The sequence below is a fragment of the Pseudomonas sp. GM18 genome, assembly GCF_000282195.1.
In the GTDB taxonomy this organism is placed as follows: Bacteria; Pseudomonadota; Gammaproteobacteria; order Pseudomonadales; family Pseudomonadaceae; genus Aquipseudomonas.
The window spans coordinates 1-24,680 of the sequence record NZ_AKJT01000036.1 but is presented as its reverse complement, the minus strand read 5'-3'; the positions used below and the strand labels follow the sequence as shown (position 1 = coordinate 24,680).

Here is a 24,680-nt window from a genome sequence, read left to right as displayed (position 1 = left end):
GCGGATCAGCGTCGTCCAGTCCGGGTGCTCACATCTACCCACACGGCCAACACCAGAATGCTGCCCTTGACGATCATCTGCCAATAACTGTCGACGTCGAGCATGGACATGCCGTTGTCCAGGCTGGTGATGACCAGCGCGCCGAGGAGGGCGCCGTAGACAGTGCCGGAGCCGCCGCGCATGGAGGTGCCGCCGATGAAGCAGGCGGCGATGGCGTCGAGTTCGCCCATGCTGCCGGCCGAGGGCGAACCGGCGGCCAGGCGCGCGGTGTTGACCACGCCGGCGAGGGCGCACATCACGCCCATGATCCCGAAAATCCAGAGCTTCACGGCCTGTACATTGATACCGGACAGGCGCGTTGCTTCCATGTTGCTGCCCACGGAATAGACGCGTCGGCCGAAGACGGTCTGACTGGTCACGTAGCTGAACCCGCCCAGTAGAATCAGCAGAAGCAGGACCGGCACGGGAATGCCGTCATAGCTGTTGAGGGTCTGGACGAAGCCGGCCAGCACCGCGCCGATCAACAGCACGCGTACGACGTCACGCACCAGTGAATGTGCCGCCAGGCCGTGAAGGGCGCGATTGCGCCGTTGTTTCCAGGTCAGGAACAACGTCAGTGCGAACAGCAGAACGCCCAGGCCCGCGCCGATCGTGTGTGGCAAATAACCCTGGCCAATGTAGACGAGCTCCGGCGACACCGGGGCGATGGTCGTGCCGCCGGTAATCCCCAGCAAAATGCCCCGGAAAGCCAGCATACCCCCCAGCCCCACGATGAAAGACGGAATGCGCAGGTAGGCGGCCATGTAGCCGTTGGCGAGGCCGATCAGCAGTCCGCACAGGACGACAAGGCTCAGGTTCGCCAGCAGCGGTATGTGGTAGATAACGTCGAGAATCGCCGCGACGCCACCGAGCAGTCCCAGCAATGAGCCGACCGACAAATCGATCTCGCCGCTGATGATGACCAGCACCATACCGCAGGCGAGAATCCCGGTAATGGACATCTGGCGCAGCAGGTTGGAGAGGTTGCGCGGTGTCAGGAATCCGCCCTCGGTCTGCCAGCTGAAGAACAGCCAGATAAACGCCACGGCAAACACCAGCGCGAGCATCTTGTAGCGGGTGAAGAGTTGTTTGACCTGATTCATTTACGCGGATTTCCGATCTTTATTGTTATGGCTGTCAGGCTGGCTGAGTGCGGCGGCGAGCACCTGTTCCTGAGTAAGTTCATGGTTGATGAAGTCGCCCTGCAACCGGCCTTCGCCGATCACCAGTACGCGGTCGGAAACACCGAGCACTTCGGCCAGTTCCGAAGACACCATGATGATCGACACGCCTTCGGCCGCCAGCGCCCCCATCAACTTGTAGATCTCGTACTTGGCGCCGACATCCACACCTCGGGTGGGCTCATCGAGAATCAGGACCCGGGGTTTGGTCAGCAGCATCTTCGCCAATACGGCTTTTTGTTGATTGCCGCCGGACAGACTGGTGATCGGCAGGAACGGGCTCGCGGTCTTGAGGTGCAGGCGCGAAATTTCCCGATCGATGCTGCCCAGTTCGGCTTCGGCATCGATGCGGGTCAGTTTCGAGTAACTGTCCAGCACGGCCAGGGTGATGTTCTGGCCGACGCCCAGGTCTGGAATGATGCCCTGGCGCTTGCGGTCCTCGGGCACCAGGCACAGGCCGGCACGGATTGACTTGAGCGGCGTGCGGGTGTCGATGAGTTGGCCGTCCAGCCAGACTTCGCCTTCGTGGCGACCGGGGTAGGCGCCGAACAGCGCTGTCACCAGTTCGGTGCGGCCTGCACCGACCAGCCCGGCGATGCCGAGGATTTCCCCGCGTTTGAGGCTGAACGAAATATCGTCGACCCGTTTGCGCCTGGGGTTGTCGACGTCGTAGCAGGTGATGTGGCGGGCCTCGAAAATCACCTCGCCGATGTCGTGTGGCTCGGTGGGGTAGAGGTTGCTCATTTCCCGTCCGACCATCTGGGTGATGATCTGTGGAATATCCATGTCCGCCATGGCGGTCGTGGCGATGTGTTTGCCGTCTCGGATCACCGAAATGGTGTCGCACACGGCGGCCACTTCATCGAGCTTGTGGGAGATGTAGACACAGGCAACACCCTTGGCCTTGAGGTCGCGGATGATGTCCAGCAACACCTCGATTTCCGAACGGGTCAGGGCCGATGAAGGCTCGTCGAGGATCAGCAGGCGCGCCTGCTTGTTCAGCGCCTTGGCGATTTCCACCAGTTGCTGATAGCCGCCGCCGTACTGCGAAACCGGCAGCGATACGTTCATGTCCGGCACTTTCAGTTCACGCATCAGGGCTTCGGCGCGGTGGATCATCGCCGGGTAATTCATCCGCCCACCAGGCAGCGTCAGTTCATGGCCCATGAAAATGTTCTCGGCCACCGACAGGTCGGGAACCAGTGTCAGTTCCTGGTGAATGATGACGATACCGGCGGCTTCCGTTTCGCTGATCGATTGCGCCTTGAGCGGTTGACCGTCCCAGAGGATTTCACCGTCCCAGGTGCCATGGGGGTACACCGCGGAAAGGATCTTCATCAGCGTGGACTTGCCGGCGCCATTCTCGCCGCACAGCCCGACGCACTCACCCGGCTTGACCTTGATGTCGATGCCATTGAGCGCTTTGACACCGTCGAAGGTTTTGACGATGCCGTTCATTTGCAGCAGATAGTCGGGCATGGCAGAGACTCATAAGCGGCAGGTACGAGGCTGGTCCCGCAGGAGCTCGCTCCTGCGGGGGACATTACGGGGTGATGATCACTTTCCGGCTATCTGCGCCTTGGTGTAGAACCCGTCCTGTTCCAGCAGGTCGATGTTGTCCTTGGTCAACGGAGTCGGAGTGAGCAGGATGGTGTCGACTTTTTTGCTGCCGTTGTCGTACTGCGAGCTGTAAGCGGGTTTCTCGTTACGCGCCAGTTGCACCGAGAGCCTGGCGGCTTCGGAGGCGATGAGTTTCAGCGGCTTGTACACGGTCATGGTTTGAGTGCCAGCGATCACTCGCTTGACCGCTGCGAGGTCCGCGTCCTGCCCCGAAATCGGCACCTTGCCGGCCAGTTGCTGAGCGGCCAGTGCCTGGATGGCGCCGCCTGCCGTGGCGTCGTTGGAGGCGACGATGCCGTCGATTTTGTTGGCGTTGCGGGTCAAGGCGTTTTCAACAATGCTCAGCGCTTCGGTAGGGTTCCATTCCTTCACCCATTGTTGGCCGACGATCTTGATATCACCCTTGTCGATGGCCGGTTGCAGCACTTTCATCTGACCTTCGCGCAGGACTTTTGCATTGTTGTCGGTAGGCGCACCACCGAGCAGGAAGTAATTGCCCTTGGGCGCTGCGTGCAGCACGCCGCTGGCCTGCATCTCGCCGACCTTTTCGTTATCGAACGAAATGTAGGCGTCGATATCCGCGTTGAGTATCAGACGGTCATAGGACACGACCTTGATTCCGGCTTTCTTCGCTTCGGCCACTGCGTTGGTCAGGACGGTAGCGTTGAACGGCACGATGACGATCACATCGACGCCACGGGAAATGAGATTTTCGATTTGCGAAATCTGCTTTTGCTCGTTGGCATCGGCCGACTGTACGAAGACCTTGGCGTCCATTTTCTCCGCCGCCGCCACGAAGTAATCGCGGTCACGTGACCAGCGTTCCAGCCGCAGATCATCAATGGAGAAACCGATTTTCGGGTGGGCGGCATCGGCCATCACCGGCAGCGACAGCAGAGCCAGGGCGCTGGCAAATAGCGCGCGTTTTACTTTCTTCATGGTGGTGCGTCCTTTTATTTTTGTTTGAAAGACACTGCCTGACGATGAGTATCGGGCTGGTGGAACTGTAGAGAATCTGCAGACGCAGCGGACACAGATTTGTCGTGCGAATGTCACAGCGTTGTTGCGCCCGCAGACTCCGTTGGCAATCAGCGATAGATAAACCGGTTGACGACGTTTTCGAGCATCTCCTGCCTGCCGCTGACGGCCTGCGGATTCAGCTCGTTGGCGAATGCATGTTCGGCCAATGACTGGAGGTTAAACTCACCCGCCAGCACCGCCTGCCCGAACGGCTGCTGCCAGCCGGCGTAGCGTTGATCCTTGAGCCGCTGAAGCTGGTCGTTCTGCACCATGGCGGCTGCCCGCTCCAGGGACAGGGCGAGGACGTCCATTGCGCCGACGTGACCATGGAACAGATCGATCTCATCGAGGCTCTGGCGGCGAACCTTGGAGTCGAAGTTGAACCCGCCATTATTGAACCCGCCGGCCTTGAGAATTTCATAGGTGGCCAGGGTCATTTCTTCGACGCTGTTGGGGAATTGATCGGTGTCCCAGCCGTTTTGCGGATCACCGCGATTGGCGTCGATGCTGCCGAAAATCCCCAGCGAGACGGCGGTCGCAATCTCGTGATGAAAGCTATGACCTGCCAGGGTCGCGTGGTTGGCCTCGATGTTGACCTTGATTTCCTTTTCCAGGCCGAACTGCTGGAGAAAGCCAAACACGGTGGCGCTGTCGTAATCGTATTGGTGCTTGGTCGGCTCCTGCGGCTTGGGTTCGATCAGCAGGTTGCCTTTGAAACCGATCTTGTGCTTGTGCTCGACCACCATGCGCATGAAGCGGCCCAGTTGTTCGCGTTCACGTTTCAAGTCGGTGTTGAGCAGGGTTTCGTAGCCTTCGCGACCGCCCCACAACACATAGTTGGAGCCTTTCAGGCGTTGGGTCGCGTTCATGGCGCTGAATACCTGGGCAGCGGCGCAGGCGAACACTTCGGGGTCCGGGTTGCTGGCGGCGCCTGCGGCAAAGCGCGGATTGCTGAAGCAGTTGGCGGTTCCCCACAGCAGCTTGATCCCGCTTTCTTCCTGGTGTCGCTCCAGGTGATCAATCATTTGCGCGAAGTGGTTGCGGTACTCCTTCAGCGAATTGCCTTCCGGGGCGACATCCGTGTCGTGGAAGCAGTAATAGTCGATACCCAGTTTGGAGAAGAACTCGAACGCGGCTGCCGCCTTGCCAATGGCCAGCTCCATCGGGTCGCCGGCGTGTTGCCATGGGCGCTTGAAAGTACCTGTACCGAACACATCGGAACCCGGCCAGACGAAGGTGTGCCAATAACAAGCGGCCATGCGCAGGTGTTCGCGCATGGGTTTACCGAGGATGATTTTGTTGGCGTCGTAGTGACGGAAGGCAAGGGGAGAATCGCTGGCAGGGCCTTCGTAGCGAATCGGGTCGACACCGGGGAAGTACGGCATTGGCAATGTCCTTGTTGTTCTTGGCGGTGTCTCGATACTAGCAACGGCCCTGTGCCTGCTGATTATGAAAATCACCAACACAGGGTGCGATTTTGCGTATTGAGATTCGTCGTCTGCGCGCCTAGTCTGTGCAAACCGCCTCCGTGACAAGGGGCCCGGAACAAGCATAAAAACAATGAAAACCGTACCGCCTGTTCACCGCATCGCACTGTTGTTCAACGGGAGCAAGATCTATGACCGCGGCATCATCAGCGGCATCGGCAACTACCTGAGCAGCACCCGCGCGTCCTGGGACCTGTTCCTGGAAGAGGATTTTCTCTGCCGGTTGAAAGGGATCGAGCGCTGGCAAGGTGACGGAATCATTGCCGACTTCGACGATCCGCTGATTGGCGAGGCGCTGGCCGGCATCAAGTTGCCCGTGGTGGCGGTGGGTGGTTCTTATCAGGATGAGCGGGCCTATCCGAAAGGGATCCCGTACGTCGCTACCGACAATAACGCACTGATCACACTGGCTTACGCGCACTTGATCGAGGCAGGGCTGCAGCGTTTTGCCTGCTTCAGCCTGCCTGAAGCGCAGGCTAATCGTTGGGCTCAGGAGCGGGAAAAATCCTTCCGACGACTGATGCAACGTGACGGCTTGCACGCCGAGGTCTATCGCGGCATGGGTACCAGCGCACCGCTCTGGGACAGCGCCGTCGAACAACTGATCGCCTGGCTCCAAAGTCTGCCCAAGCCTATTGGCATCATCGCCGTCAGTGACGCCCGCGCCCGGCAGTTGCTGCAAGCCTGCCTGACCGCCGGAATCGCCGTACCGGAGCAGGTGGCGTTGATCGGCATCGACAACGACCCCCTGACACGCAGCCTGACCCGGGTCCCCCTGAGCTCGGTCATCCAGGGCACCGAAACCATGGGCCGCACCGCCGCGCAACTGCTGCACCAGATGCTGCACGGCAAGCCGTCCACGGGCACGCACATCCTGATTCCGCCTGATGCGATCAACGTGCAGGTGTCGAGTTTGCACCAACCTTTGGGCAACCCCTACGTCATGCAGGCGCTGTTGTTTATCCGCCAATATGCCTGCCAGGGCATCAAGACGGCGCAGGTGGCGGCTTATGTCGGCGTGTCGCGCTCATCGCTCGAGTCGCACTTTCGCACTGTGCGAGGCTGCAGCGTGCACGACGAGATTCTGCGTTTCAAACTGGCGGCGGCCACCCGCGGGCTGGAAAATACCGACACAGCGATTGCGGACGTTGCCCGCACTTGCGGTTTCAAATCCGCACAATATCTACACACGGTGTTCCGTCGCGAGTTTGGATGTACGCCCCGTGAATACCAGCAGGGCGCCAGATAGCGATGCGGGGTGCAATTGGTCGATTGTTGTGCGGTGCATCGACCGGTTGAATCCACAACCCATGGCAATCATCCATCAGAACGCGCCACCCCGTTTGTAGGATCACCCTCGGCCAGCATCTGCCTCATGATTTCCCGCTCCCTCGGGCCAGGCAAAACACCGCTGGTTTCTCCCTCCATCACAGTAATGCCGTCCTCGTTGGCCATCGTGATAACCGCCGTCGCACGACCTTTTTCATCCACGTCCTTGATGACCCAATAACAGGTGACGGTATCCCCTGGATAAACAGGGCGCTTGAAGTGGAACGTCATCGCCGAGGCCAGCCAGCCAATCTGGCCGCCGATTTCAGTCATCAGGCTGGCTGTCAGCAAGCCCTGGGAGACCGGTGCCTTGAAGTGTCGCGCTTGCGCGAAATGCGTATCGAAATGCACTGGATTGTAGTCGCGGGAGATCTGCGCAAAGCGCTGGATGTCTTCCTGCGAGAAGCAGCGGGAGAGGGTGAAGCTATCGCCTGTCTGGAGCCCTTCGGCTGCACGCTGTCTGAAGCTTTTCATTTAAGCGCCTTCTCTTTCGACTAAAAAGAATGCTCGGTCCCTGGAAAGTCGCCCGTTTGCACATCGCCGGCGAAGTCGCGCGCGGCCCCGAGCAGCACGCCTCGCAGGTCGGCGTATTGTTTGACGAACCTGGGCAGAGGTCCGGTGCGCAATCCCGCCATGTCCTGCCACACCAATACTTGAGCATCACAACCGTTGCCGGCACCAATGCCGACGGTAGGAATGGCAACAGCGGCTGCGATGTGTGCAGCGACTTCAGCGGGCACCATTTCAATGAGCAGCGCGAAGGCGCCGGCAGCCTCGAAGGCTCGGGCACTGTCGATCAACCGCTGCGCATCGTCACCTCGCCCTTGAACACGGTAGCCACCGAGTTGATGTTCGGCTTGCGGGGTGAAGCCGATGTGAGCCATCACCGGAATCCCCGAGCGTGTGAGTTTCTCGACCTGCGGTAGCATCTCGATGTCTCCCTCGATTTTCACCGCATGGGCGCCACCTTCCTTCATGAAGCGCACGGCGGTGTGGAAACACTGCTCGGCCGAAGCCTGGTAGGAGCCGAAGGGCAGATCGGCAATCACCAGCGGTCTGCGGGTTGATCGGGAGACGGCGCGTACCAGTGGAATCAGCTCGTCAACCGTGACGGGCAGGGTGGATTCATGGCCGTAGACGTTGTTGGATGCCGAATCGCCTACCAGCAGCACAGGAATGCCAGCTTCTTCGAAGATCGTTGCCGTGTACATGTCGTAGGCGGTCAGCATCGCCCACTTCTGGCCACGTACTTTCATTTGTTGCAGATGAGGAATCCGGATACGTGATTTCACATTCGATACTTCGTTGTTGCCGTAGGGCGAGCAGGTGTCACTCATTATTTTTTCCTTCGAGATGAATAAACGATCAGCGCAAGATCTGCTCGATCAACAACAGCACCGCGATGATGATCATGATCGCGCCCGAGAGCCGACTGACCACTTGAGCCGCAACGGGACGTGCCTGCAACACGACCCGAGAGCCGAACCCCACCAGCAAATAGACCACGCCACAACTGAACGCATGGAGCAGGCCTAACGCGATGATCTGCATCGGCACCGGCCAAGAGGCTGTCGGGTCAGTGAATTGAGGCAGTAACGCCAGGAACAGCAGAAAGACCTTGGGGTTGAGGCCGCTCACGCAAACCCCTTTAAAGGTCCAGCGTGCCCAGGAGCCGGATTGCTGGGTTTGCCCCGCGCGAGGAACCGAAGGATGCAGGAGCATGTTGATGCCCAGCCATAGTAGATACGCAGCTCCGCCGACGGTGAGCACCGAAAGGGCAACGGGGTTGCTCGCAACAAGTCCACCGACACCGGCCGCCACGACCAACGTTGCGACTAAATGCCCGATCAGCAGCCCGGCCACGGCGGGCATCACCACGCGCCCGAATAACCCGGCCGATATGGCATAGGCCCAATCGGCGCCCGGTGTAATCACGAATAAAAACGACACGGCCCAGAAAGCGGCGAAAACACTAAGGGTCATGATCGCCACCTTCTAATTTCAACGGGTTTTTGCATTTCTCTATCTCGCAGACAGGGAGGGGCGACCGACTTGTCTCGAAGTGCGGACGACCAACAGCGCTAAAGTTCGCGAAAAAGAATAATTGAAACCGGCTAGAATATTTTCCCTATTATTCCAATGCAGATACTGGTTTGAGGGAGATTCTTCTATATGGACAGAATTGATCTGAAAATTCTTGCCGAGCTTCAGGCAGACGGGCGCCTGTCGGTGACTGAACTGGCAGAGCGGGTCGGTCTCAGCCTGTCCCCATGCCACCGTCGAGTGCGTGCCCTGGAAGAATCAGGCGTGATCCTGGGTTATCGCGCGCAACTCGCCCCCGGCGCACTCGGCCTTAACTTCTCGGCAATGGTGTTTGCGACGCTTCGCGAGGGCGATCACCGGGCGGTTGAAGCATTTGAGGTTGCGCTTCAGGAGATACCCCAGATCGTGGAGGCTCAAAGGCTTTTTGGAGAGCCCGATTACCTGCTCCACGTCGTCACCCGGGATCTGCCGGCTTTCCAGCAGCTTTATGATGAACGCCTCTCCACGCTGCCCAACGTCCAGCGCCTGACATCCACCCTGGTGATGAAACGGGTCATTCAGGACCGTTCCCTTCCTCTGTGATGTGAACCTGTCTTTTGGGTGGTGCCGGATCGGGCCACAACACTATTTTTGTCGATGACAAAGACCCGCTTCGTCACGGCTTTCAACTGGCTTGATCGGTCGCATAATGGTGCTAGGGCTTTTTGCGCTTCTACAGTTAGCATTAGGCTTTATCTACGCAGTAACCGAGTGGGTCGAACATTGATCGAACGACGTCAATTCAGCGGAGGCATGAAGGGGAAAAATCTCCGCTATCTGAATGAAAACCCTGATGAGCCTGCTCGTATGACCCGGGCAGGCTTTGTACTGCTCGAGCATTTCTCGCTGCCTGCGTTCACCCAGGCACTGGACACCATTGTCACCGCGAATCTTCTACGACCCAGGTTGTTCTCTTCGCGAACGTTCGGCTTGAACGACGGCGAGGTCATCAGCGATCTGGGCCTGGTCATCCGGCCGGATGCACGTCTGGATGCTTCAGCCATTCACGACCTGGATCTGCTGGTGATTTGTGGCGGCTACAGGACAGAACTCAAGGCTAATGATGAGTTCATCAGCCTGTTGCGAATGGCGGCGGACCAGGGTGTCTGTCTGGCCGGGTTGTGGAATGGCTCATGGTTTCTGGGCAGCGCAGGTTTGCTCGATGGGTATCGTTGCGCCATTCACCCCGAACATCGCCCCGCACTCGCGGAAATCTCCAAGGCGACGCAGGTCACCAGTGAACCCTACGTGATTGATCGCGACCGGCTCACCGCATCCAGCCCCTCGGGGGCATTTCATATGGCGCTGGACTGGATCAAGGGCCTGCACGATAAAGCCCTGGTCGAGGGGATCGAGGACATTCTGGCGTTCGAGGAGTCCCGTTATCGGCGCATTAAGCCGGCTGAAAATATCTGCGTGAGCGCACCCCTGCGCGAGGTGGTCAAGCTGATGGATGCCAACCTCGAAGAGCCTCTGGAGCTGGAGCAACTGGCGGTTTACGCCGGCCGTTCCCGGCGGCAACTTGAACGGCTGTTCAAGGAGCAACTGGGAACAACGCCGCAACGGTATTACATGGAACTGCGCATCACCGAAGCGCGGCGACTGCTCCAGCACACCGAACTGTCCCAGGTCGACGTGTTGGTGGCTTGTGGCTTCGTGTCACCCAGTCATTTCAGCAAGTGTTATAGCTCGTACTTCGGGTACAGACCTTCCAAGGAAAAGCGGCTCGTTAAATAAAGGCTTTCCTTCGAGTCTGCGCACCTGACGTCCGGTCCGATTGCTGCCCCGTCCCGCAGGGCAGCCATCGAACGGCTTTTGACGCTATTTGTAATGCTGCTCAAACACCGCCACCTGATCCGGTGTGATCAGTTGAAACGGCACCCAGACATCCGCCTCGACCGATTCCCCTTTGATCATTTTGATGGCCGCTTGCACCGCGCTGGCCGCCTGGGCCTTGGGGTCTTGAAAGACCGAGGCGACCAGCATCCCGCGTTTGATCGCCGCCAGGCCATCGGGCAGCCCGTCGATGCCGACAATCGCAATTTCACCCTTGGCTTTGCCGGCTTGCTGCAGGGCCATGGCGGCGCCGATGGCCATCTCGTCGTTGTTGGCGACGATGGCATCGAAGCCGGTGCCGGCCAGCAGCCAGTTGCTGGTCAGGTCCATCCCTTTGTTGCGCTGCCACTCGGCACTTTGTTGTTCGATGATCTTGATCCCGGGGTAGTCCTTGAGCACCTGTTTGACCCCTTCGGTGCGGTCGTGCGTGGAGTTCTGCGCCAGGTCGCCCATGATGATCGCGATGTTGCCTTTGCCCCCCAGCTTGTCGGCCAGGTAGCGCATTTGCAGCTGCCCGGCCTCGATGTCATTGGACGCCACCGTGACCACGCCTTTGGGCAGCACGCGCTCGTCCGGGTGGCGGTTGACGTAGACCAGCGGAATCTTCGCCTCGACGGCGGCGCGGGTCATGTTGGCGGTGGCGGCGGTGTCCACCGGCAGGACGATGACCGCATCCACCTTCTGGCCGAGAAAGCCCTGAATCTGGTTGAGCTGGCGAACCACATCGCCCTGGGCATCCTCGAACTGGATCTGGACGTTTTCCTTCCTGGCGGCATTTTCCAGGCCGCTGCGCACATAGGTCATGAAGTTGTCGTCAACCCTGGCAATGCTGACGCCGATGCGATAGCTGGCGGCGGCCCATTGGCTGGCGAGTAATAACAGCGTGGCAAATAGAAGTGTGCAGCGACGCATGATGGTTTTCCTTTTGTTGTTATGAGATGAGCCAGTCAGTTAAGCCGTAACGCGACCCGTAGCAGCTGTCGAGCCCCAGCGAGGCTGCGTTCGGCGGCGAAGCCGTCGTGAATCCGGCTGATGCAGTCTGCCTGACGCACCACGACTTCTGGTTTGACGACGGCTTCGCCGCCGAACGCAGCCTCGCTGGGGCTCGACAGCTGCTACAAAGAGAGCGGCATTTCAATCCAGCGTGAAGGCTTGCCGAAAACGCTCAAGCGCCACTTCGCTGTCACCGCTGGCCCAGCCCTCGAGCCCGACGACACCGGTGTATCCCATGCGGAACAAGGCCTTGGCAATGGCCGGGTAATGGATTTCACCGGTGCCGGGCTCCATGCGGCCGGGGACATCGGCCACCTGGATTTCGCCGATGGCGCTGCCGGCGCGCTGGATCAGTTCGATCAGGTTTCCTTCGCCGATCTGGGCGTGATAAAGGTCCAGGTTCATCTTCAAATGCGGGCTGCCCACGGCCTCGATCAGCGCCAGGGTATCGTCGGCGCGAGCGAAGGGCGTGCCGGGGTGGTCCACCTCGGTATTGAGGTTTTCCAGCAGGAATACCCGGCCGGCGTCTTCGCCCAGGCGGGCGATTTTTTCCAGGGTCTTGCAGGCACTCAACCACATGCGTCCCGTGGTGTGGGCCACGGGTTTGACCGGCAGGCCCTTGTCGCCCAGGCCAGTGCCATGCAGGTTGAGGCTCGGGCAATTCAGCTGTGCGGCCACGGCCAGCGATTCCCGTGCACTGTCGAGCAGGTGCTGGATGCCTTCGGCGTCGGTCAGGTTGCCTGAGATGTAGCCGGTCATGGAGGTGAAGTCAGCGCCGGTGGCGACCAGGGCCGCAATGTCTTTCTGGGTCCAGTCCCAAATTTCGGCGCTGAAACCCAGCGCGTGAATGCGTTTGACGCGTTCGGTGAACGGCAGGTCGAGGAACACCATCTCGGCACTGATCGCCAGTTTGAACGGGATGAAACTCATGAACGGGCTCCTTGCACGCGCACCGCTTTGCCCTGTTGGACGGACTCGATACACGCGCGGGCAATGGCCAGTGCCGCTCGGGCATCTTCACCGCTGGCCAGTGGTTTTTCACCGGTGCGCAGGCAGTCGACAAAATGATTGAGCTCGGCCACATAGGCATCCCGCAGCAGGTCGGTGTCCATGCGTTGGGTGTCGGCCTGGATGCCATTGGCCAAGTAGCGCAGCAGGTCAGAGTCATTGACGCTGCCCATGGTCAGCATGCCGGCGCTGCCGAACACTTCCCCCCGAACATCGTAGCCATAAACGGCCTGGAAATTGGCCTCGGCGGTGGCGATGGCGCCGTTGTCGAAACGGATTGTCACCACGGCGGTGTCCAGAAACCCTTTGCTCTTGTAGTCCGGTGCAATCAGCGCATCGGCCATGACATAAACTTCGACTGCTTCGGCGCCGGGGTTGAGGTAGCGCAAGGTATCGAAGTCATGGATCAGGGTTTCGAGAAAAATCACCCACTGCGGCGATGCGGCCGGATTGTTCAGCGCCGGATCGCGGGTCAATGAGCGCAGCAGTTGCGGCGTACCGATACGGCCGGCGACCACGTCCAGATGGGCGGCGCGGAAGCTTTTGGCAAAACGACGATTGAAGCCAACTTGCAACGGCACGCGGGCATCGGCGGCTGCGGCGATGGCGCGGTCGGCCTCGTCCAGGGTGATGGCCATGGGTTTTTCACAGAACACCCCTTTGCCCGCCCGTGCCGCACTGATCACCAGTTCGGCATGGCTGCGGGCCGGGGCGGCGATCAGGACGCCGTCAATTTCCGGGTCATCGAGCAGTTGCTGTGGATCGGTATAGACCTTCTGCACCCCCAACTCTGCCGCCAACCGGGCGGCCTGGCCGGGTGTCGGGTCGGCGATGGCAGCCAGGCAGGCGCCGGGAATGTGCCGGGCGGCCGTCTGGCCGTGAAAACTGCCCATGCGGCCGGCGCCGATGAGGCCCAGGCGGATGATCTTGGACGTACTCATGAATTGACTCCCTTTTATTGTTGTTCAATGACTTGGCCGCAGGAATGTCCTCGCTGGCATAACCCTTGGAGCAAGCGCTGTGCCAATATTTAACTCATTGATATTTAAGGATTTGATCAATATTTCCTGAAAGGAGTGTTCATTCTCAGGACATGTCTACACTGACATGTCAAAAACATGAACATGGAAGCGGATGTCGATGATGGTCAACCCACAGGTAACAGCCTTCAGCGCGCAAGACCTCGATTACATCACCGCTCTCGGTCCTGCGTCGCTGAACGAAGGCCCGATCGCCGCGCTGGAGCAGGCTTGGCTGGACTGCCTGAAAGGGCGCACCGATCGACCTGTCGGGGTCAGGCAGGTGATTTGGGATTCCTGGCGGCGCAGCGTCGATACCAGCCTCGATCCTGAAGATAGCGAATATCGATTTGTTGCTCCTGCCGTTCTGGCCGCGACGCTGGCGGCCAATCGCACGTTGATTGCCGCGGCGGCGCAGGTCATGGGGGGATTGCTGGCCTACAACCCCAGGGGCCATATCAACCTGACCGATGCTCAAGGCACGACCCTGTATTTCTGTGGCCTGGACCTCACGCCGGTGGGCAGCCGGTTGCTGGAGTCGGTGCAGGGCACCAACTGCACGGGGCTGGCGCTTGCCGAGGACCGATTGGTGTATGTGCTGGCTGAGGAAAACTTCGCCAGCGGCTTGCGTCGACGGCGCATGCATTGCGCCGCCGCGCCGATCAGGGACGCCCAGGGCAGGACGCTCGCCATGCTGACCCTGACCGCCGAGCCGGGCTGGTTTCATTTCCATACGCTGGGCACCGTCCAGGCCGCGGCCGAAGCAGTCTCGCGGCAGATGGCGCTACAGGCCCTGCTGGAAGAACAACAAACCGTGCTTGAAGTGCTCAACGAGGGACTTGTGGTGCTGGATGAGCAGGGCTGCATCAAGGCGCTCAACCGTTATGCCCGGCAATTGTTTCGCGTAGGCCAGGATCTGCTCGGCAGCCCGTTCCAGCGTCTGGGGCAAAGCGAACTGACCAACCAGATTCTGCTGCGCGGCGGGGAAGGGCTACGAGATTTGGATTGCACGTTTGAGCTGCATGATCGCAGCCACTTGGCGTGTCTGGTGTCGGTATGCCCATTGGAGCAGGGTGGGCGGATTGTTTCGTTGCGTGAAAACCGGCGCATCCGCGAAATTACCCGGCGGGTCATCGGCACTCAAGCCAGCTACACCTTCGAGACCATTCAAGGTAATTCGCGAGCGATACAAGACGCCTTGCACCTGGGACGGATCGCCAGTCGCAGTGAATCGACCACGCTGATCCTGGGTGAAAGCGGTACCGGCAAGGAGCTGTTCGCCCAGGCGATCCATAACGCCAGCGAGCGTTGCGGCGGTCCTTTCGTGGCGGTCAATTGTGGGGCGATTCCACGGGATCTGGTGCAGAGCGAACTGTTTGGTCATGTCGAGGGCGCCTTCACCGGATCGGCTCGCGGCGGATCTGCCGGGAAGTTCGAATTGGCCGATGGCGGCACGATCTTCCTCGACGAAATCGGTGACATGTCGTTCGATGCCCAAGTCAGCCTGCTGCGCGTCTTGCAGGAAAGCGAGGTGACGCGCGTGGGGGCGAAAAAGTCGCAGCAGGTGGATGTGCGCATCATCGCCGCCACCCACCGCAACCTGAGCCAGGCGGTGGCCGATGGCGCTTTCCGTGAGGACCTTTACTACCGGCTCAACGTCCTGAACCTGACGGTTCCGCCGCTGAGGATGCGCCGGGAAGATGTGCCCTTGCTGGCGCGACATTTTCTCGGTCGTTGCGCCCGCTCGCTGCGAAAATCGGTGCAGGGGATCTCGCCCGAGGCGCTGGATATTCTTTCGGCCCACAGCTGGCCGGGTAATGTTCGGGAGCTTGAAAACACCATCGAGCGCGCAACCAATCTGGCGATGACCGAACTGATCCAGCCAGGTGATCTGCCACTTGAAATCAAGCAAAGGCTGCGGCCATCGGTACCGGGAAGTGTGCCCGAACCTCGGGCTGCACTGGACCTTGGCACCCATGAAATGAACGCGATCATCGCCGCCCTCAGGGATGCCCGAGGCAACATCCGCCTGGCTGCCCGGCAGCTGAACGTTTCTCGTGGCGGCTTGTACAACAAGATGAATCGGTTCGGGTTGAGTGCTGATGCTTTTCGTGCGGGCGCCAGCCTCTGAGGGCGTTCACGCTCGAGCGTTCTGCGAGGTGATGATCTGCAACGGAATATGCACCCGATGCCGGAGCGGATCGAAGTCCGGCGTGGTCTGCAACTCGACCAGCAACTCGACCAGCGCGGCCGCCAGCAATCGTGGTTGGGAATCGATGACCAGGCTGATCAATCCCTGATCCAGGGCTTGTCGCGACAGCTCGGTCGACTCCTGCAGAATGCAGCACAGCGACGGCCGCTTCGGCAGCTGCGACAGGGCGCTGATGATGCCGTCGCCACCACCGCCAACCACGCATAGCCCTCGCAAGTCGGCATGGCGCGCGAGGAGTTCCAGCGTCGCCTCTTCGGTGACGTCGCAGTTGTCCAGGTTGATCACCGCTTCGAGTAGCCGCAACCCCGGTGCGCGCTCCGCCAGGTAACTGCGCAGCCCCTCGACCCGAGCCTGATGACCAAGAAAACGATGGCCGCCGAGCAGCACGCCGACGCTGCCCTTGCGTGCACCGCAGGTGTGAGCCAGCAGCCAGCCCATGGTGCGCCCGACCTCATGATTATCCAGACCGACGTAAGGCTCATCCGCCGCCTCGTGGATGTCGGACAGCAGCGCGATCACCGGAACACCCGCCGCTCTGATCTGCGCGATGGCGGCATTGATCAGCGGGTGAGCGAAGCTGACCACCGCCAGGCCATCGCACTGCACCGCCAGTTGTTCGATCTGGGCAATGATGGCGCCGGGTGTGCGATCGAAGACGTATTCGAACTGGCAGCTCAGATTGGCGTCGGTCTGACGCTGCGCCGCTTCGGTGATGGCGGCGGCAACGTTGGCATAGAACGCCTGGGCAGTACCGAGCAGCAGGATGCCGAAACGATAGCTGGGACGACGTTCGCGAATGCGCTGGCCGATCAGCCTGGCAGCGAAATAACCGACGGCTTCGGCGGCCTGGAACACCTGCTCGGCGGTGGCCGGGCTGACCGGAGCCCTGGCGTTGAGCACCCGGTCCACGGTGGCGACACTCAGGCGAGCGTGCTCGGCGACCGTGGCGATGGTGGGGCGTTTTTTGTTGTTCATGGTGGGCCCTTGAGTCGCTTTGATAGAAAACTATCAAGCTGCAATGGGCCTGGATGATAGCTTGATAGGGAATGTATTCAAGGGCTTGAGGGGGATTTGTGCGCTCCCTATATTTTCTCCAGCGATGCCATCCCGCATCGAAAGCAAGTGCTTAAAACCATCAAGCTTGCGGAGAACAATAAAATGCCCGAACACAACGCAGCCTTTGAAAAACCCGATAAACCCGTGCCAAGGGATTATCGATTGACCGGCCCCGAAGCCGCCCGAGCGGCACAAAAAGGTTTGGTATCGGCAACGTGGTACCAATCGCCGATCTCCCGTAAACGTATGAAGGAACTGATGCAGCGTCGCGATGGCCCGGCCCTGCGTGATACCGCAATCTGGCTGTCGGCGATGGTCGTCACCGGGTTCGGCGGTTACTGGTTCTGGGGTTCCTGGGCCTGCGTTCCGTTCTTCTTCGTCTACGGGCTGCTCTACGGCACGGCGTCCAATGCCCGTTGGCACGAAACGGGTCATGGCACGGCATTCAAGACTCGCTGGATGAATGATGCGGTCTATCAGCTGTCGAGTTTCATGTTCATGTTCGAACCCCACGTCTGGCGTTGGAGCCACGCACGGCACCACACCGACACCGTTATCGTCGGTCGCGATCCGGAAATCGTCGAGCCGCGTCCGCCAAGCCTGATCATGATGGTGCTGAGTCTGTTCAGAATGCCTTATGCGCTGAAGACGATGGGGTCAGTCTGCCGGCATGCCGTCGGGCGGATGGGTGAAGCGGAGCAGACGTTCATCCCCGAATCCGAGTGGCCCAAGGTGGCGAGGGACGCGCGTGTCTGGCTGGCGATTTATGCGCTTACCGTGGGCACTGCGCTGTATCTGCAGAGCTGGTTGCCGCTGATGTTGATCGGTCTTCCAACGCTCTATGGCGGTTGGCTGTCTTACCTGTTCGGCCTTTCGCAACATGTCGGCCTGGCGGAAGACGTACTTGATCACCGCAGCAACTGCCGCACGATTTACATGAGCCCGGTGCTGCGCTTCATGTACCTCAACATGAACTATCACCTCGAACACCACATGTATCCGATGGTGCCGTTTCATGCGCTGGCGCAGCTTCACGAAGAGATCCGTCACGACTGCCCGCCACCGTACAGCAGCCTGTTCGAGGCCTTCCGGGAAATCCTCCCGACGATCTGGAAACAGCGCAAAGACCCGAGCCATTTCGTCTGTCGTCCTTTGCCACAACGCGCAGCGCCAGTCGCCAACGTCCAGGCAGAGCCTCAAGTAACGCCGGCCTGACACCTTCCTGTCTGTACCACTACCAGAGAAAACGCCATGACCGATCAATGGATCGATGTATGTGCCGTGGGCGATATCGATGATGAAGATGTCATCCGTTTTGACCATGGCCAACACACCTATGCCATCTACCGCTCCGCTGACAGCGAGTTTTTCGCCACCGCGGGCCTGTGCACCCACGAGTCCATCCACCTGGCCGATGGCCTGGTGATGGAGCATGTCATCGAGTGCCCCAAGCACAACGGGCGTTTCGATTACCGTTCCGGCAAAGCCCTTGGCGCACCGGTGTGCGTCAACCTCAAGACCTATGAAGTCCGGGTCGAGGCGGGGCGTGTCCTGCTGGCCATCACGGTTTAACTGCACGGAGTCTGTGCCATGAGTCTTGCCAATGCTCCACTGGTCATCGTCGGCGCCGGGCATGCCGGTGGTCGCGCGGCCCTGACCTTGCGCGGCGAAGGTTATCGCGGTCGCCTGATCCTGATAGGTGACGAGTTTCACCCGCCCTATGAACGTCCGCCGCTGTCCAAAGGGTTGCTGCAGGGCACGGTCGATCTGGCGGGCTATAGCCTGTGCGATAGCGCCCGGCTCGCCGAACTGGACATCGAACACCTGGCCGGCAACCCGGTAAAAGGCTTGGACCCACAGCAGCATCGTCTGCAATTGGCCGACGGCAGCTGGCTGCATTACTCACGACTGTTGCTGGCGACGGGAGGGCGTTCGCGCAGACTCGCCTCGGTGCCCGAGCATCTGCGCAATGTGCTTTATCTGCGTAGCCATGACGAGGCGCTGGCACTGCGCGCTTCGTTGCAGCCCGACACCCGACTGGTGATCATCGGTGGCGGCTTCATCGGCCTCGAAGTCGCGGCCACCGCCCGAGCCTTGGGTTGTACGGTGACCTTGCTCGAAGCCGGGCCGCGCCTGGCGGGGCGGGTGTTGCCGGAACGGTTGTCCAGCGTTTTGCTGGAATTGCATCGCAGCCAGGGCGTGGATGTCCGATTGAACGTGGCCATCGAGGCGGTGCAGGGCACTACTCATGTTGAATCGGTGCAACTGGTCGACGGCCAACTGCTGCCCTGTGATCTGGTGGTGGTGGGCATCGGCATGCAGCCCAACACTGAGTTGGCCATGGCCGCAGGGCTTGAGGTCGGCCAGGGCATCCGTGTCGATGCGCAACTGCGCACCAGCGCGCCGGACATCTTTGCGGCGGGGGATGTCTGTGAATTCCGGCTGCACCCGCAAGGGGTTTTCCAGCGTCAGGAAACCTGGCGCAACGCCGAAACCCAGGGCCGTCACGCCGCCCTGAATCTGTTGGGCGGCGAGCTACCCTTTGAGGTCATTCCCGGTTTCTGGTCCGATCAATACCACTGGGGATTACAGACCGTAGGCGTGATTTCAAACACCGAACCCACGGTAAGCCGGACAACCCCGGGCGGCGGTTTCCTGTTGTTCTACCTCGATGCCGAGCAGCGTTTGCAAGGCGTTTGCGGCTGGGGCCAGGGCAATAGCGTCGCCAAGGACATCAAGTTGTGCGAACGAATGATCGCTTCGCATAACCCCCTCTCGGTAGAGGCCCTGGCCGACGCCGAAGTATCGCTCAAACAACTGCTGAGGAACTGACATGCGCGAATTCCTGGTCTTCCAGTCCCTTTGGGCCATGCAAGATCACCGTGGCCAATGCGAGCTTGCGCTGGAAGCGCAGCTGGAGAAAATCGCCGCCGCTGGTTTCGACGGAATCACTGACCATTTCTGGGTAGCGAATCATGCCGCACGCCTGCACGAAGCTGCCAAGGCACAGGGCCTGCAAATCGAAGGTCAGGTGTTCCCCCGCACCGTGGATGATCTGGCGGCGGCGATCGATGTCGCGTCTCGCTACGGCTGCCACCATCTCACGCTGCAAGCCGACGTCCGGCCACGCACCCTGGCGCAAGCCATCAAGTTGATCGAAGGCTGGCAGCGTCTGGCCGAGCAGGTGGACTTTCCGATCCTGCTGGAAACCCACCGTTATCGCCTCACCAATGATCTGTTGTTCACCCTCGACATTCTTGCTGAAATGCCCGATCTCAAACTGTTGGCCGACTTGTCCCACTATGTCGTGGGCCGCGAACTGCCAGAGCCGGCCACGGCCGAAGACGACGAACAGATCCAGACCATTCTGCGCAATAGTTGGGGTTTTCATGGTCGTGTCGCCAGCAGCGAACAGGTCCAGGTGCCCTTGAGTTTTGCCCAGCATCGACCCTGGCTGGAGCGTTTCCTGGGCTGGTGGCGTTATGGGATCGAGGACTGGCTGGCCCGACCGAACACGCCTGCCAGCCTGTCCTTCACCTGTGAACTCGGCCCGCCACCCTATGCCATCACAGGGGGTGACGGACGTGACATCACCGACCGTTGGGCCGAAGCGCTGATGCTTAAGGAGTTGATGCGTGGGGTCTGGAATGATTGTCAGAGGCGACCTCGCGATGGCCTCTGATTGGGGCAGCGGCATGTCGTTCCCCTGTAGCCACATACGGAACTGTTCACTCGTATGAGCCAGTCTAAGGGCCCAGGGGGGATATCTCTGGTCAGGGGCACTACATTTTGCTGTTTCTGGGATCATCCGCCGGGTTGAGGTAGGTGATCCCCCAAGGCCCCGTGCCGTGGAGTTGGAGCACAGTTTCCTGTTCTCGACTGGCGCCGTACATCGACATGCCGACTGGAATGATCAGAGTGTCACCTGGTCGATAGGCCTTGGCCCGTGCTGGATCGAAGGTTTTTCCGGTGGCGAAGTAGAAGGTGCCGGACATAACGGTTACGCGTTCGGTCACAGGATGGGTATGCACACCGATTTTTGTATTGGCTGGCAGCTTCACACGCAGGGTGAAGGGCTCGGCGGCTTTCAGGTCACCTTCAATCACCGCCATCATTACGCCGGGCCCCAACGCCGGCGCAGCCGTCCACTTGAGTTCGGATGGGGTGGCAGCAATGAAACCTGCTTCCCCAGCCAAGGCGGCAGGGGACAGGGAGGCTGCGCTGAGCAAGGCCAGCAAAACAGCGGCAACTTTGTGGGCGCTCATCATGGTTTCCTCGTGTCTGGGAGCTATGGGTGTGTCGCAACAGAGGTAAACATCGCTTCAATGCACAGGAGTAGAGCCTGCGCGATCAAGTTATATATGAGACGGTAGCTGAATGGTGGAGTGTGGATATACCCATTGTGAACCAGCGCTATAACGCACAGCTATGGTGGGCTGGCCCGGATTGCAGGCACCGCTACTGCCTGCTGCGCACGCGGTTATTCATGCAGTATTTGACCGAACGGGGGACGCAGTTACCTGGTTTCATGCCTTAGCCGCGAGCCGTCGATTGACGGATATTTGGTTGTTCTATACAACTAAATAAACATTCTGTTCGAGGTGCTCCCCGTGACCCATTCCCAATCAGACCTGATTAACCAAGTCCGCTCGGCGTCGCGTTTCATGGTGCGCGAGTTGGGGTTCATGCAAACCACGCTGGCGGCGACGGATTATTCGCCTTCGTTTGTTCACACGATCGTGGAGATTGGGGATCGGGGTTCGCTGACGGCAGGGGAGCTTGTGGAGCTTCTCGGCCTGGAAAAATCCACCGTGAGCCGGATGGTGCGCAAGCTCATTGAGGCCGGTGAGATCGAAGAAATTCCACACGAGGAGGATGCGCGCTCCAAGAAGCTGCGACTCACAGCGCAGGGCAAGAAAACCCTGCGAGCCATTGATTCGTTTGCCAGGCAACAGGTGGACGCTGCCATGGTTTATCTGACGCATGAACAACAGCAGGCGGTGAGTGAGGGCATTGCCAACTATGCCGGTGCCCTGCAAGCTCATCGACTCGGTGCAGCGCCGAGCCCCCCGGCGCAGCTGGATATCGCTCGGGGCTACCGGCCCGGAATCATCGGCCGCATTGTGCAAATGCACGCTGACTACTACGCAAGGCATTCGAATTTCGGTCAGCCGTTCGAGAGCCTGGTTGCATCAGACATGGCGGAGTTGATGGGGCGTTTGCACAATCCACGCAACGAGGTTTGGGTGGCGTTGGATGGCCAGCGAATTGTCGGCTCCATCGCGATAGACGGCGAGGGAGAGGGCGGCGAAGCGATTCTGCGCTGTTTCATTCTTGATGACTCGGCGCGAGGCAAGGGTGCAGGCAAACGCTTGTTGGCTGAAGCGATAAAATTCTGTGACGAGCACGGTTTCTGCGCGACGCGGCTTTGGACGTTCAAAGGTCTGGATGTGGCTCGCAAACTGTATGAAGACTTCGGTTTTAAATTGGAACAGGAGCAAGAGGGGCAGCAGTGGGGGGCAACGGTTATCGAGCAGTGTTTTGTGCGACCTGGCCGGGCTGCTGCGCAAGCGTAGGAGCTGGCGAAGCCTGCGATCTTTTGATCTTGATTTTCGTGATGGCGAACACAGCCCAAAGATCGCAGCCTGCGGCAGCTCCTACATCGACCGTGTACAACCACGATGCAACGGGTGTACCTAACCTCTGTAGGAGCCTGCGATTTTTTCTACTTTTTGCCAACCGACAATGGTGGGGTGCGAGGCGGGATCAAGCGTTTCGTTCCCGTAGACTCGAACGCCGAAGCCAGGCGAAGCAGCGTCGAATCGTCATAGGCACGGCCGGCAAATGTCAGCCCGACGGGCATGCCGATGTCCGGCATGACGCCCATCGGGACTGTGACCGTTGGAACACCCAGGTGGCGGATGGCGAGATTGCCGTTGGCAACCCATACCCCGTTACTCCACGCGATATCCGCAGACGTCGGATCGACATCGGCATTCGCCGGCCCAACGTCGGCTACCGTCGGGAAAATCACCGCGTCGAGCCCCAGCCGATCCATCCAGTCTTCCAGATCGATTCGGCGCGTGTGTTCCAGCCCGCGCAGTCCGTCAGGCAGCGTGTCGATCTGGTCCCACGGCGTAATGCCGCGTTCGGCCATCCGTACATACTCGTCCATGCCCGCGGCAAGATCGCCCTCGCGGTTGGGTAGCGTCCCCGGGTCGTGTGGAAAAATCAGCGGCCCGTTCACGTCGACCAGGCGATTGAGTTTTGGATCGCCGTTGGCTCGCAGAAAATCATCGAACGCCCAAGCCGTCAGATCCCACAACTCATGATGCTGGAACTCTTTGGACACCAGGCCCCGGTTAAACACTGTCGGTGCACCAGGACGATCACCCTCGCAATTGGAAACCAGCGGGAAATCGACCTCGAGCACTTCAGCGCCGGCTGCTTCGAGTGCCTTGCGAGCCTGCTCCCAGAGCCCGATCACCGAGGGGCGGGTGTTGATGCGCTGACCCGTCGGCCCACCGATGCCAGGCGCGTCGCTGGTACCCGCATCGGGATCGGCGTTGATGTACATGCGAGGCACGCCGAAGCGCTTTCCTTTGAGCGCATCGCTTTTCGCGGCCAGCGACCCATAGGACGCGGGGCGCACCGAGGCGACACTCGGAATCGGCACCCAGGGTTGCATCCGCCACAGATCGCCCCGTGTGTCGGGATCATCGGCCACTACCACATCGAGCACCTCGAGCAGGTCCGCCATCGTCCTGGCATACGGCACGACCACGTCCATCGTCGGCGTCAACGGCCAGTTGCCGCGCACCGAGATCACTCCGCGCGAAGGCGTATAGGCGCACAGGCCGTTGTTCGAGGCAGGGCCACGTCCGCTCGACCAGGTTTCTTCCGCCAGGCCAAATGCCGAGAAACTGGCGGCGGTTGCCGTGCCGGCGCCGTTCGATGAGCCCGAGGCGAAAGGGGCCGTGAGGTAGTCGGCGTTGTACGGGCTCTCCGCACGGCCATACACCCCGCGCTGCATGCCGCCGTTGGCCATCGGCGGCATATTGGTCTTGCCCAGGCAGATCGCCCCGGCGGCGCGAAGCCGTTCGATGGTGAACGCATCGCGATAAGCAATCAGGTTGGCGAAGGCGGGACTTCCAGAAGCTGCGGTCAGCCCCTTCACCAGATAACTGTCCTTGGCCGTGTAGGGGATACCATCGAGCGGCCCCAGCGTCTCGCCCCTGGCCCGACGGGCATCGGACGCCTGCGCTTCCTTGAGCGCATCGGGGTTGCGAACCACCACCGCGTTGAGGGCGGTGGGCGTGTCAGCACCGTCGTAGGCGTCGATCCGGGCGAGATAGGCCTGGACAAGCTCAACCGCCGTGGTCTGGCCGGATTCGAGCGCAGCACGCAGCTCGGCAATGGAAACCTCGGTGACCTCGATCATGCTGTTACCACCGGCTGCTGATGAGGAACGCGGTGAATGTTTGCGGAAAGGACATCACTTCTCTCAAAACGGGTACTCGAATGGCGTTCGGCAGAACTCGCCACCCCAACTTTTACAACGTGTACGCAGGTCATTATCAGCGCCTCGAAAATTGCTCACCGGTGAGAAGGATAACTGAAGTCCGCTTCTGCCATGGAGCCTTGATGCTGTCCTGCGGGGTAGTGGTTTGCACCGTTGTGGCTGAACAGAGCTCTGTAAAAGCGCCTTAGGCCACGTAATGCATCTGTAGCAGCTGTCGAGCCTGCGAGGCTGCGTTCGGCTGCGCAGCAGTCGTCAAGCCAAACCTTGCGGTGCATC

The 24,680-nt window shown here is 60.0% G+C and carries 23 protein-coding genes; 9 read left to right on the top strand and 14 right to left on the bottom strand.

From position 1 onward, the window contains the following. Positions 1–5 precede the first annotated feature (5 nt). The 4 genes from PMI21_RS18005 to xylA all read right to left on the bottom strand — a co-directional run bounded on the left by PMI21_RS18005 (position 6) and on the right by xylA (position 5,245). Positions 6–1,142, bottom strand: a complete 1,137-nt coding sequence (locus PMI21_RS18005; RefSeq protein WP_007936914.1) for a sugar ABC transporter permease — start codon at positions 1,140–1,142, stop codon at positions 6–8. Beyond that, the gene (xylG, locus tag PMI21_RS18010) at positions 1,143–2,699 is read right to left on the bottom strand and encodes a D-xylose ABC transporter ATP-binding protein (RefSeq protein WP_007936913.1); all 1,557 of its coding nucleotides are present in this window, start codon (positions 2,697–2,699) and stop codon (positions 1,143–1,145) included. Between the two features lie 78 nt (positions 2,700–2,777). Beyond that, positions 2,778–3,779, bottom strand: coding sequence for a D-xylose ABC transporter substrate-binding protein (gene xylF / locus PMI21_RS18015; RefSeq protein WP_007936912.1), 1,002 nt, complete (start codon positions 3,777–3,779; stop codon positions 2,778–2,780). Between the two features lie 149 nt (positions 3,780–3,928). Continuing rightward, positions 3,929–5,245: a xylose isomerase gene (gene xylA / locus PMI21_RS18020; protein ID WP_007936911.1), complete on the bottom strand. Its 1,317-nt coding sequence runs from the start codon at positions 5,243–5,245 to the stop codon at positions 3,929–3,931. A gap of 175 nt (positions 5,246–5,420) precedes the next feature. Here xylA and PMI21_RS18025 point away from each other — a divergent pair, with 175 nt between their 5' ends. Further along, positions 5,421–6,596, top strand: coding sequence for a XylR family transcriptional regulator (locus PMI21_RS18025; RefSeq protein ID WP_007936905.1), 1,176 nt, complete (start codon positions 5,421–5,423; stop codon positions 6,594–6,596). A gap of 68 nt (positions 6,597–6,664) precedes the next feature. Here PMI21_RS18025 and PMI21_RS18030 read toward each other — a convergent pair whose 3' ends face one another. From PMI21_RS18030 to PMI21_RS18040, 3 genes are read right to left on the bottom strand one after another with little or no spacing between them, the layout of a single operon-like run. After that, positions 6,665–7,150, bottom strand: a complete 486-nt coding sequence (locus PMI21_RS18030; protein ID WP_007936899.1) for a MaoC family dehydratase — start codon at positions 7,148–7,150, stop codon at positions 6,665–6,667. Between the two features lie 20 nt (positions 7,151–7,170). Then, positions 7,171–8,013, bottom strand: coding sequence for a 3-methyl-2-oxobutanoate hydroxymethyltransferase (panB, locus tag PMI21_RS18035; protein WP_007936897.1), 843 nt, complete (start codon positions 8,011–8,013; stop codon positions 7,171–7,173). Between the two features lie 28 nt (positions 8,014–8,041). Next, positions 8,042–8,659, bottom strand: coding sequence for a LysE family translocator (locus PMI21_RS18040; RefSeq protein WP_007936896.1), 618 nt, complete (start codon positions 8,657–8,659; stop codon positions 8,042–8,044). Between the two features lie 189 nt (positions 8,660–8,848). On the opposite strand from PMI21_RS18040, the gene PMI21_RS18045 reads away from it, so the two are divergent. Next, positions 8,849–9,301 (top strand): Lrp/AsnC family transcriptional regulator, encoded by a 453-nt coding sequence (locus tag PMI21_RS18045; protein ID WP_007936894.1) that lies wholly within the window; start codon positions 8,849–8,851, stop codon positions 9,299–9,301. 210 nt (positions 9,302–9,511) lie between these two features. Further along, positions 9,512–10,495 (top strand): GlxA family transcriptional regulator, encoded by a 984-nt coding sequence (locus PMI21_RS18050; protein ID WP_033063931.1) that lies wholly within the window; start codon positions 9,512–9,514, stop codon positions 10,493–10,495. An 84-nt stretch (positions 10,496–10,579) separates the two neighbouring features. On the opposite strand, the gene PMI21_RS18055 is transcribed toward PMI21_RS18050, so the two are convergent. The 3 genes from PMI21_RS18055 to PMI21_RS18065 form a co-directional block, all read right to left on the bottom strand. After that, entirely contained in the window at positions 10,580–11,506 is a 927-nt protein-coding gene (locus PMI21_RS18055) for a sugar ABC transporter substrate-binding protein (RefSeq protein WP_007936889.1), read from the bottom strand. A 222-nt stretch (positions 11,507–11,728) separates the two neighbouring features. Next, a complete protein-coding gene (locus PMI21_RS18060) occupies positions 11,729–12,517 on the bottom strand; it encodes a TIM barrel protein (protein WP_007936881.1) in 789 nt (262 codons plus the stop codon). Beyond that, complete coding sequence (locus tag PMI21_RS18065; RefSeq protein ID WP_007936879.1) at positions 12,514–13,536, bottom strand: Gfo/Idh/MocA family oxidoreductase; 1,023 nt, start codon at positions 13,534–13,536, stop codon at positions 12,514–12,516. The genes PMI21_RS18060 and PMI21_RS18065 overlap by 4 nt, the downstream gene beginning before the upstream one ends. 193 nt (positions 13,537–13,729) lie before the next feature. Here PMI21_RS18065 and PMI21_RS18070 point away from each other — a divergent pair, with 193 nt between their 5' ends. Then, positions 13,730–15,745, top strand: a complete 2,016-nt coding sequence (locus tag PMI21_RS18070; RefSeq protein ID WP_033063930.1) for a sigma-54 interaction domain-containing protein — start codon at positions 13,730–13,732, stop codon at positions 15,743–15,745. Between the two features lie 6 nt (positions 15,746–15,751). On the opposite strand, the gene PMI21_RS18075 is transcribed toward PMI21_RS18070, so the two are convergent. Further along, positions 15,752–16,801, bottom strand: a complete 1,050-nt coding sequence (locus PMI21_RS18075; protein WP_007936874.1) for a substrate-binding domain-containing protein — start codon at positions 16,799–16,801, stop codon at positions 15,752–15,754. 183 nt (positions 16,802–16,984) lie between these two features. Between PMI21_RS18075 and PMI21_RS18080 the strand changes: the two genes are divergently transcribed. The 4 genes from PMI21_RS18080 to PMI21_RS18095 are packed head-to-tail and all read left to right on the top strand — an operon-like array spanning position 16,985 to position 20,564. Then, on the top strand, positions 16,985–18,097 hold the full coding sequence (locus PMI21_RS18080) for a fatty acid desaturase family protein (protein ID WP_007936872.1): 1,113 nt from the start codon (positions 16,985–16,987) through the stop codon (positions 18,095–18,097). A gap of 36 nt (positions 18,098–18,133) precedes the next feature. Further along, entirely contained in the window at positions 18,134–18,454 is a 321-nt protein-coding gene (locus PMI21_RS18085) for a MocE family 2Fe-2S type ferredoxin (protein WP_007936871.1), read from the top strand. A gap of 18 nt (positions 18,455–18,472) precedes the next feature. Then, positions 18,473–19,714, top strand: coding sequence for an NAD(P)/FAD-dependent oxidoreductase (locus tag PMI21_RS18090; RefSeq protein WP_007936870.1), 1,242 nt, complete (start codon positions 18,473–18,475; stop codon positions 19,712–19,714). Position 19,715: 1 nt separating this feature from the next. Beyond that, positions 19,716–20,564 carry a sugar phosphate isomerase/epimerase family protein gene (locus PMI21_RS18095; RefSeq protein ID WP_007936869.1) on the top strand — a complete coding sequence of 283 codons (849 nt, stop codon included), beginning with the start codon at positions 19,716–19,718 and terminating at the stop codon, positions 20,562–20,564. Between the two features lie 100 nt (positions 20,565–20,664). Here PMI21_RS18095 and PMI21_RS18100 read toward each other — a convergent pair whose 3' ends face one another. Continuing rightward, complete coding sequence (locus PMI21_RS18100) at positions 20,665–21,147, bottom strand: cupin domain-containing protein (protein ID WP_033063929.1); 483 nt, start codon at positions 21,145–21,147, stop codon at positions 20,665–20,667. A gap of 399 nt (positions 21,148–21,546) precedes the next feature. Between PMI21_RS18100 and PMI21_RS18105 the strand changes: the two genes are divergently transcribed. Beyond that, entirely contained in the window at positions 21,547–22,458 is a 912-nt protein-coding gene (locus PMI21_RS18105; RefSeq protein WP_050550135.1) for a bifunctional helix-turn-helix transcriptional regulator/GNAT family N-acetyltransferase, read from the top strand. A 149-nt stretch (positions 22,459–22,607) separates the two neighbouring features. On the opposite strand, the gene PMI21_RS18110 is transcribed toward PMI21_RS18105, so the two are convergent. Both PMI21_RS18110 and PMI21_RS29870 read right to left on the bottom strand, forming a co-directional pair. Continuing rightward, entirely contained in the window at positions 22,608–24,323 is a 1,716-nt protein-coding gene (locus PMI21_RS18110) for an amidase (RefSeq protein WP_007936866.1), read from the bottom strand. 155 nt (positions 24,324–24,478) lie between these two features. After that, on the bottom strand, positions 24,479–24,680 hold a 202-nt coding region (locus tag PMI21_RS29870; RefSeq protein WP_238541207.1), incomplete at its 5' end, for a hypothetical protein.

Excerpts from the sequence above, each read along its gene's own strand:
- PMI21_RS18005 (WP_007936914.1), bottom strand. The coding sequence starts at position 1,142 with ATGAATCAGGTCAAACAACTCTTCACCCGCTACAAGATGCTCGCGCTG.
- xylG (WP_007936913.1), bottom strand. The coding sequence starts at position 2,699 with ATGCCCGACTATCTGCTGCAAATGAACGGCATCGTCAAAACCTTCGAC.
- xylF (WP_007936912.1), bottom strand. The coding sequence starts at position 3,779 with ATGAAGAAAGTAAAACGCGCGCTATTTGCCAGCGCCCTGGCTCTGCTG.
- xylA (WP_007936911.1), bottom strand. The coding sequence starts at position 5,245 with ATGCCGTACTTCCCCGGTGTCGACCCGATTCGCTACGAAGGCCCTGCC.
- PMI21_RS18025 (WP_007936905.1), top strand. The coding sequence starts at position 5,421 with ATGAAAACCGTACCGCCTGTTCACCGCATCGCACTGTTGTTCAACGGG.
- PMI21_RS18030 (WP_007936899.1), bottom strand. The coding sequence starts at position 7,150 with ATGAAAAGCTTCAGACAGCGTGCAGCCGAAGGGCTCCAGACAGGCGAT.
- panB (WP_007936897.1), bottom strand. The coding sequence starts at position 8,013 with ATGAGTGACACCTGCTCGCCCTACGGCAACAACGAAGTATCGAATGTG.
- PMI21_RS18040 (WP_007936896.1), bottom strand. The coding sequence starts at position 8,659 with ATGACCCTTAGTGTTTTCGCCGCTTTCTGGGCCGTGTCGTTTTTATTC.
- PMI21_RS18045 (WP_007936894.1), top strand. The coding sequence starts at position 8,849 with ATGGACAGAATTGATCTGAAAATTCTTGCCGAGCTTCAGGCAGACGGG.
- PMI21_RS18050 (WP_033063931.1), top strand. The coding sequence starts at position 9,512 with ATGAAGGGGAAAAATCTCCGCTATCTGAATGAAAACCCTGATGAGCCT.
- PMI21_RS18055 (WP_007936889.1), bottom strand. The coding sequence starts at position 11,506 with ATGCGTCGCTGCACACTTCTATTTGCCACGCTGTTATTACTCGCCAGC.
- PMI21_RS18060 (WP_007936881.1), bottom strand. The coding sequence starts at position 12,517 with ATGAGTTTCATCCCGTTCAAACTGGCGATCAGTGCCGAGATGGTGTTC.
- PMI21_RS18065 (WP_007936879.1), bottom strand. The coding sequence starts at position 13,536 with ATGAGTACGTCCAAGATCATCCGCCTGGGCCTCATCGGCGCCGGCCGC.
- PMI21_RS18070 (WP_033063930.1), top strand. The coding sequence starts at position 13,730 with ATGTCGATGATGGTCAACCCACAGGTAACAGCCTTCAGCGCGCAAGAC.
- PMI21_RS18075 (WP_007936874.1), bottom strand. The coding sequence starts at position 16,801 with ATGAACAACAAAAAACGCCCCACCATCGCCACGGTCGCCGAGCACGCT.
- PMI21_RS18080 (WP_007936872.1), top strand. The coding sequence starts at position 16,985 with ATGCCCGAACACAACGCAGCCTTTGAAAAACCCGATAAACCCGTGCCA.
- PMI21_RS18085 (WP_007936871.1), top strand. The coding sequence starts at position 18,134 with ATGACCGATCAATGGATCGATGTATGTGCCGTGGGCGATATCGATGAT.
- PMI21_RS18090 (WP_007936870.1), top strand. The coding sequence starts at position 18,473 with ATGAGTCTTGCCAATGCTCCACTGGTCATCGTCGGCGCCGGGCATGCC.
- PMI21_RS18095 (WP_007936869.1), top strand. The coding sequence starts at position 19,716 with ATGCGCGAATTCCTGGTCTTCCAGTCCCTTTGGGCCATGCAAGATCAC.
- PMI21_RS18100 (WP_033063929.1), bottom strand. The coding sequence starts at position 21,147 with ATGAGCGCCCACAAAGTTGCCGCTGTTTTGCTGGCCTTGCTCAGCGCA.
- PMI21_RS18105 (WP_050550135.1), top strand. The coding sequence starts at position 21,547 with ATGGTGCGCGAGTTGGGGTTCATGCAAACCACGCTGGCGGCGACGGAT.
- PMI21_RS18110 (WP_007936866.1), bottom strand. The coding sequence starts at position 24,323 with ATGATCGAGGTCACCGAGGTTTCCATTGCCGAGCTGCGTGCTGCGCTC.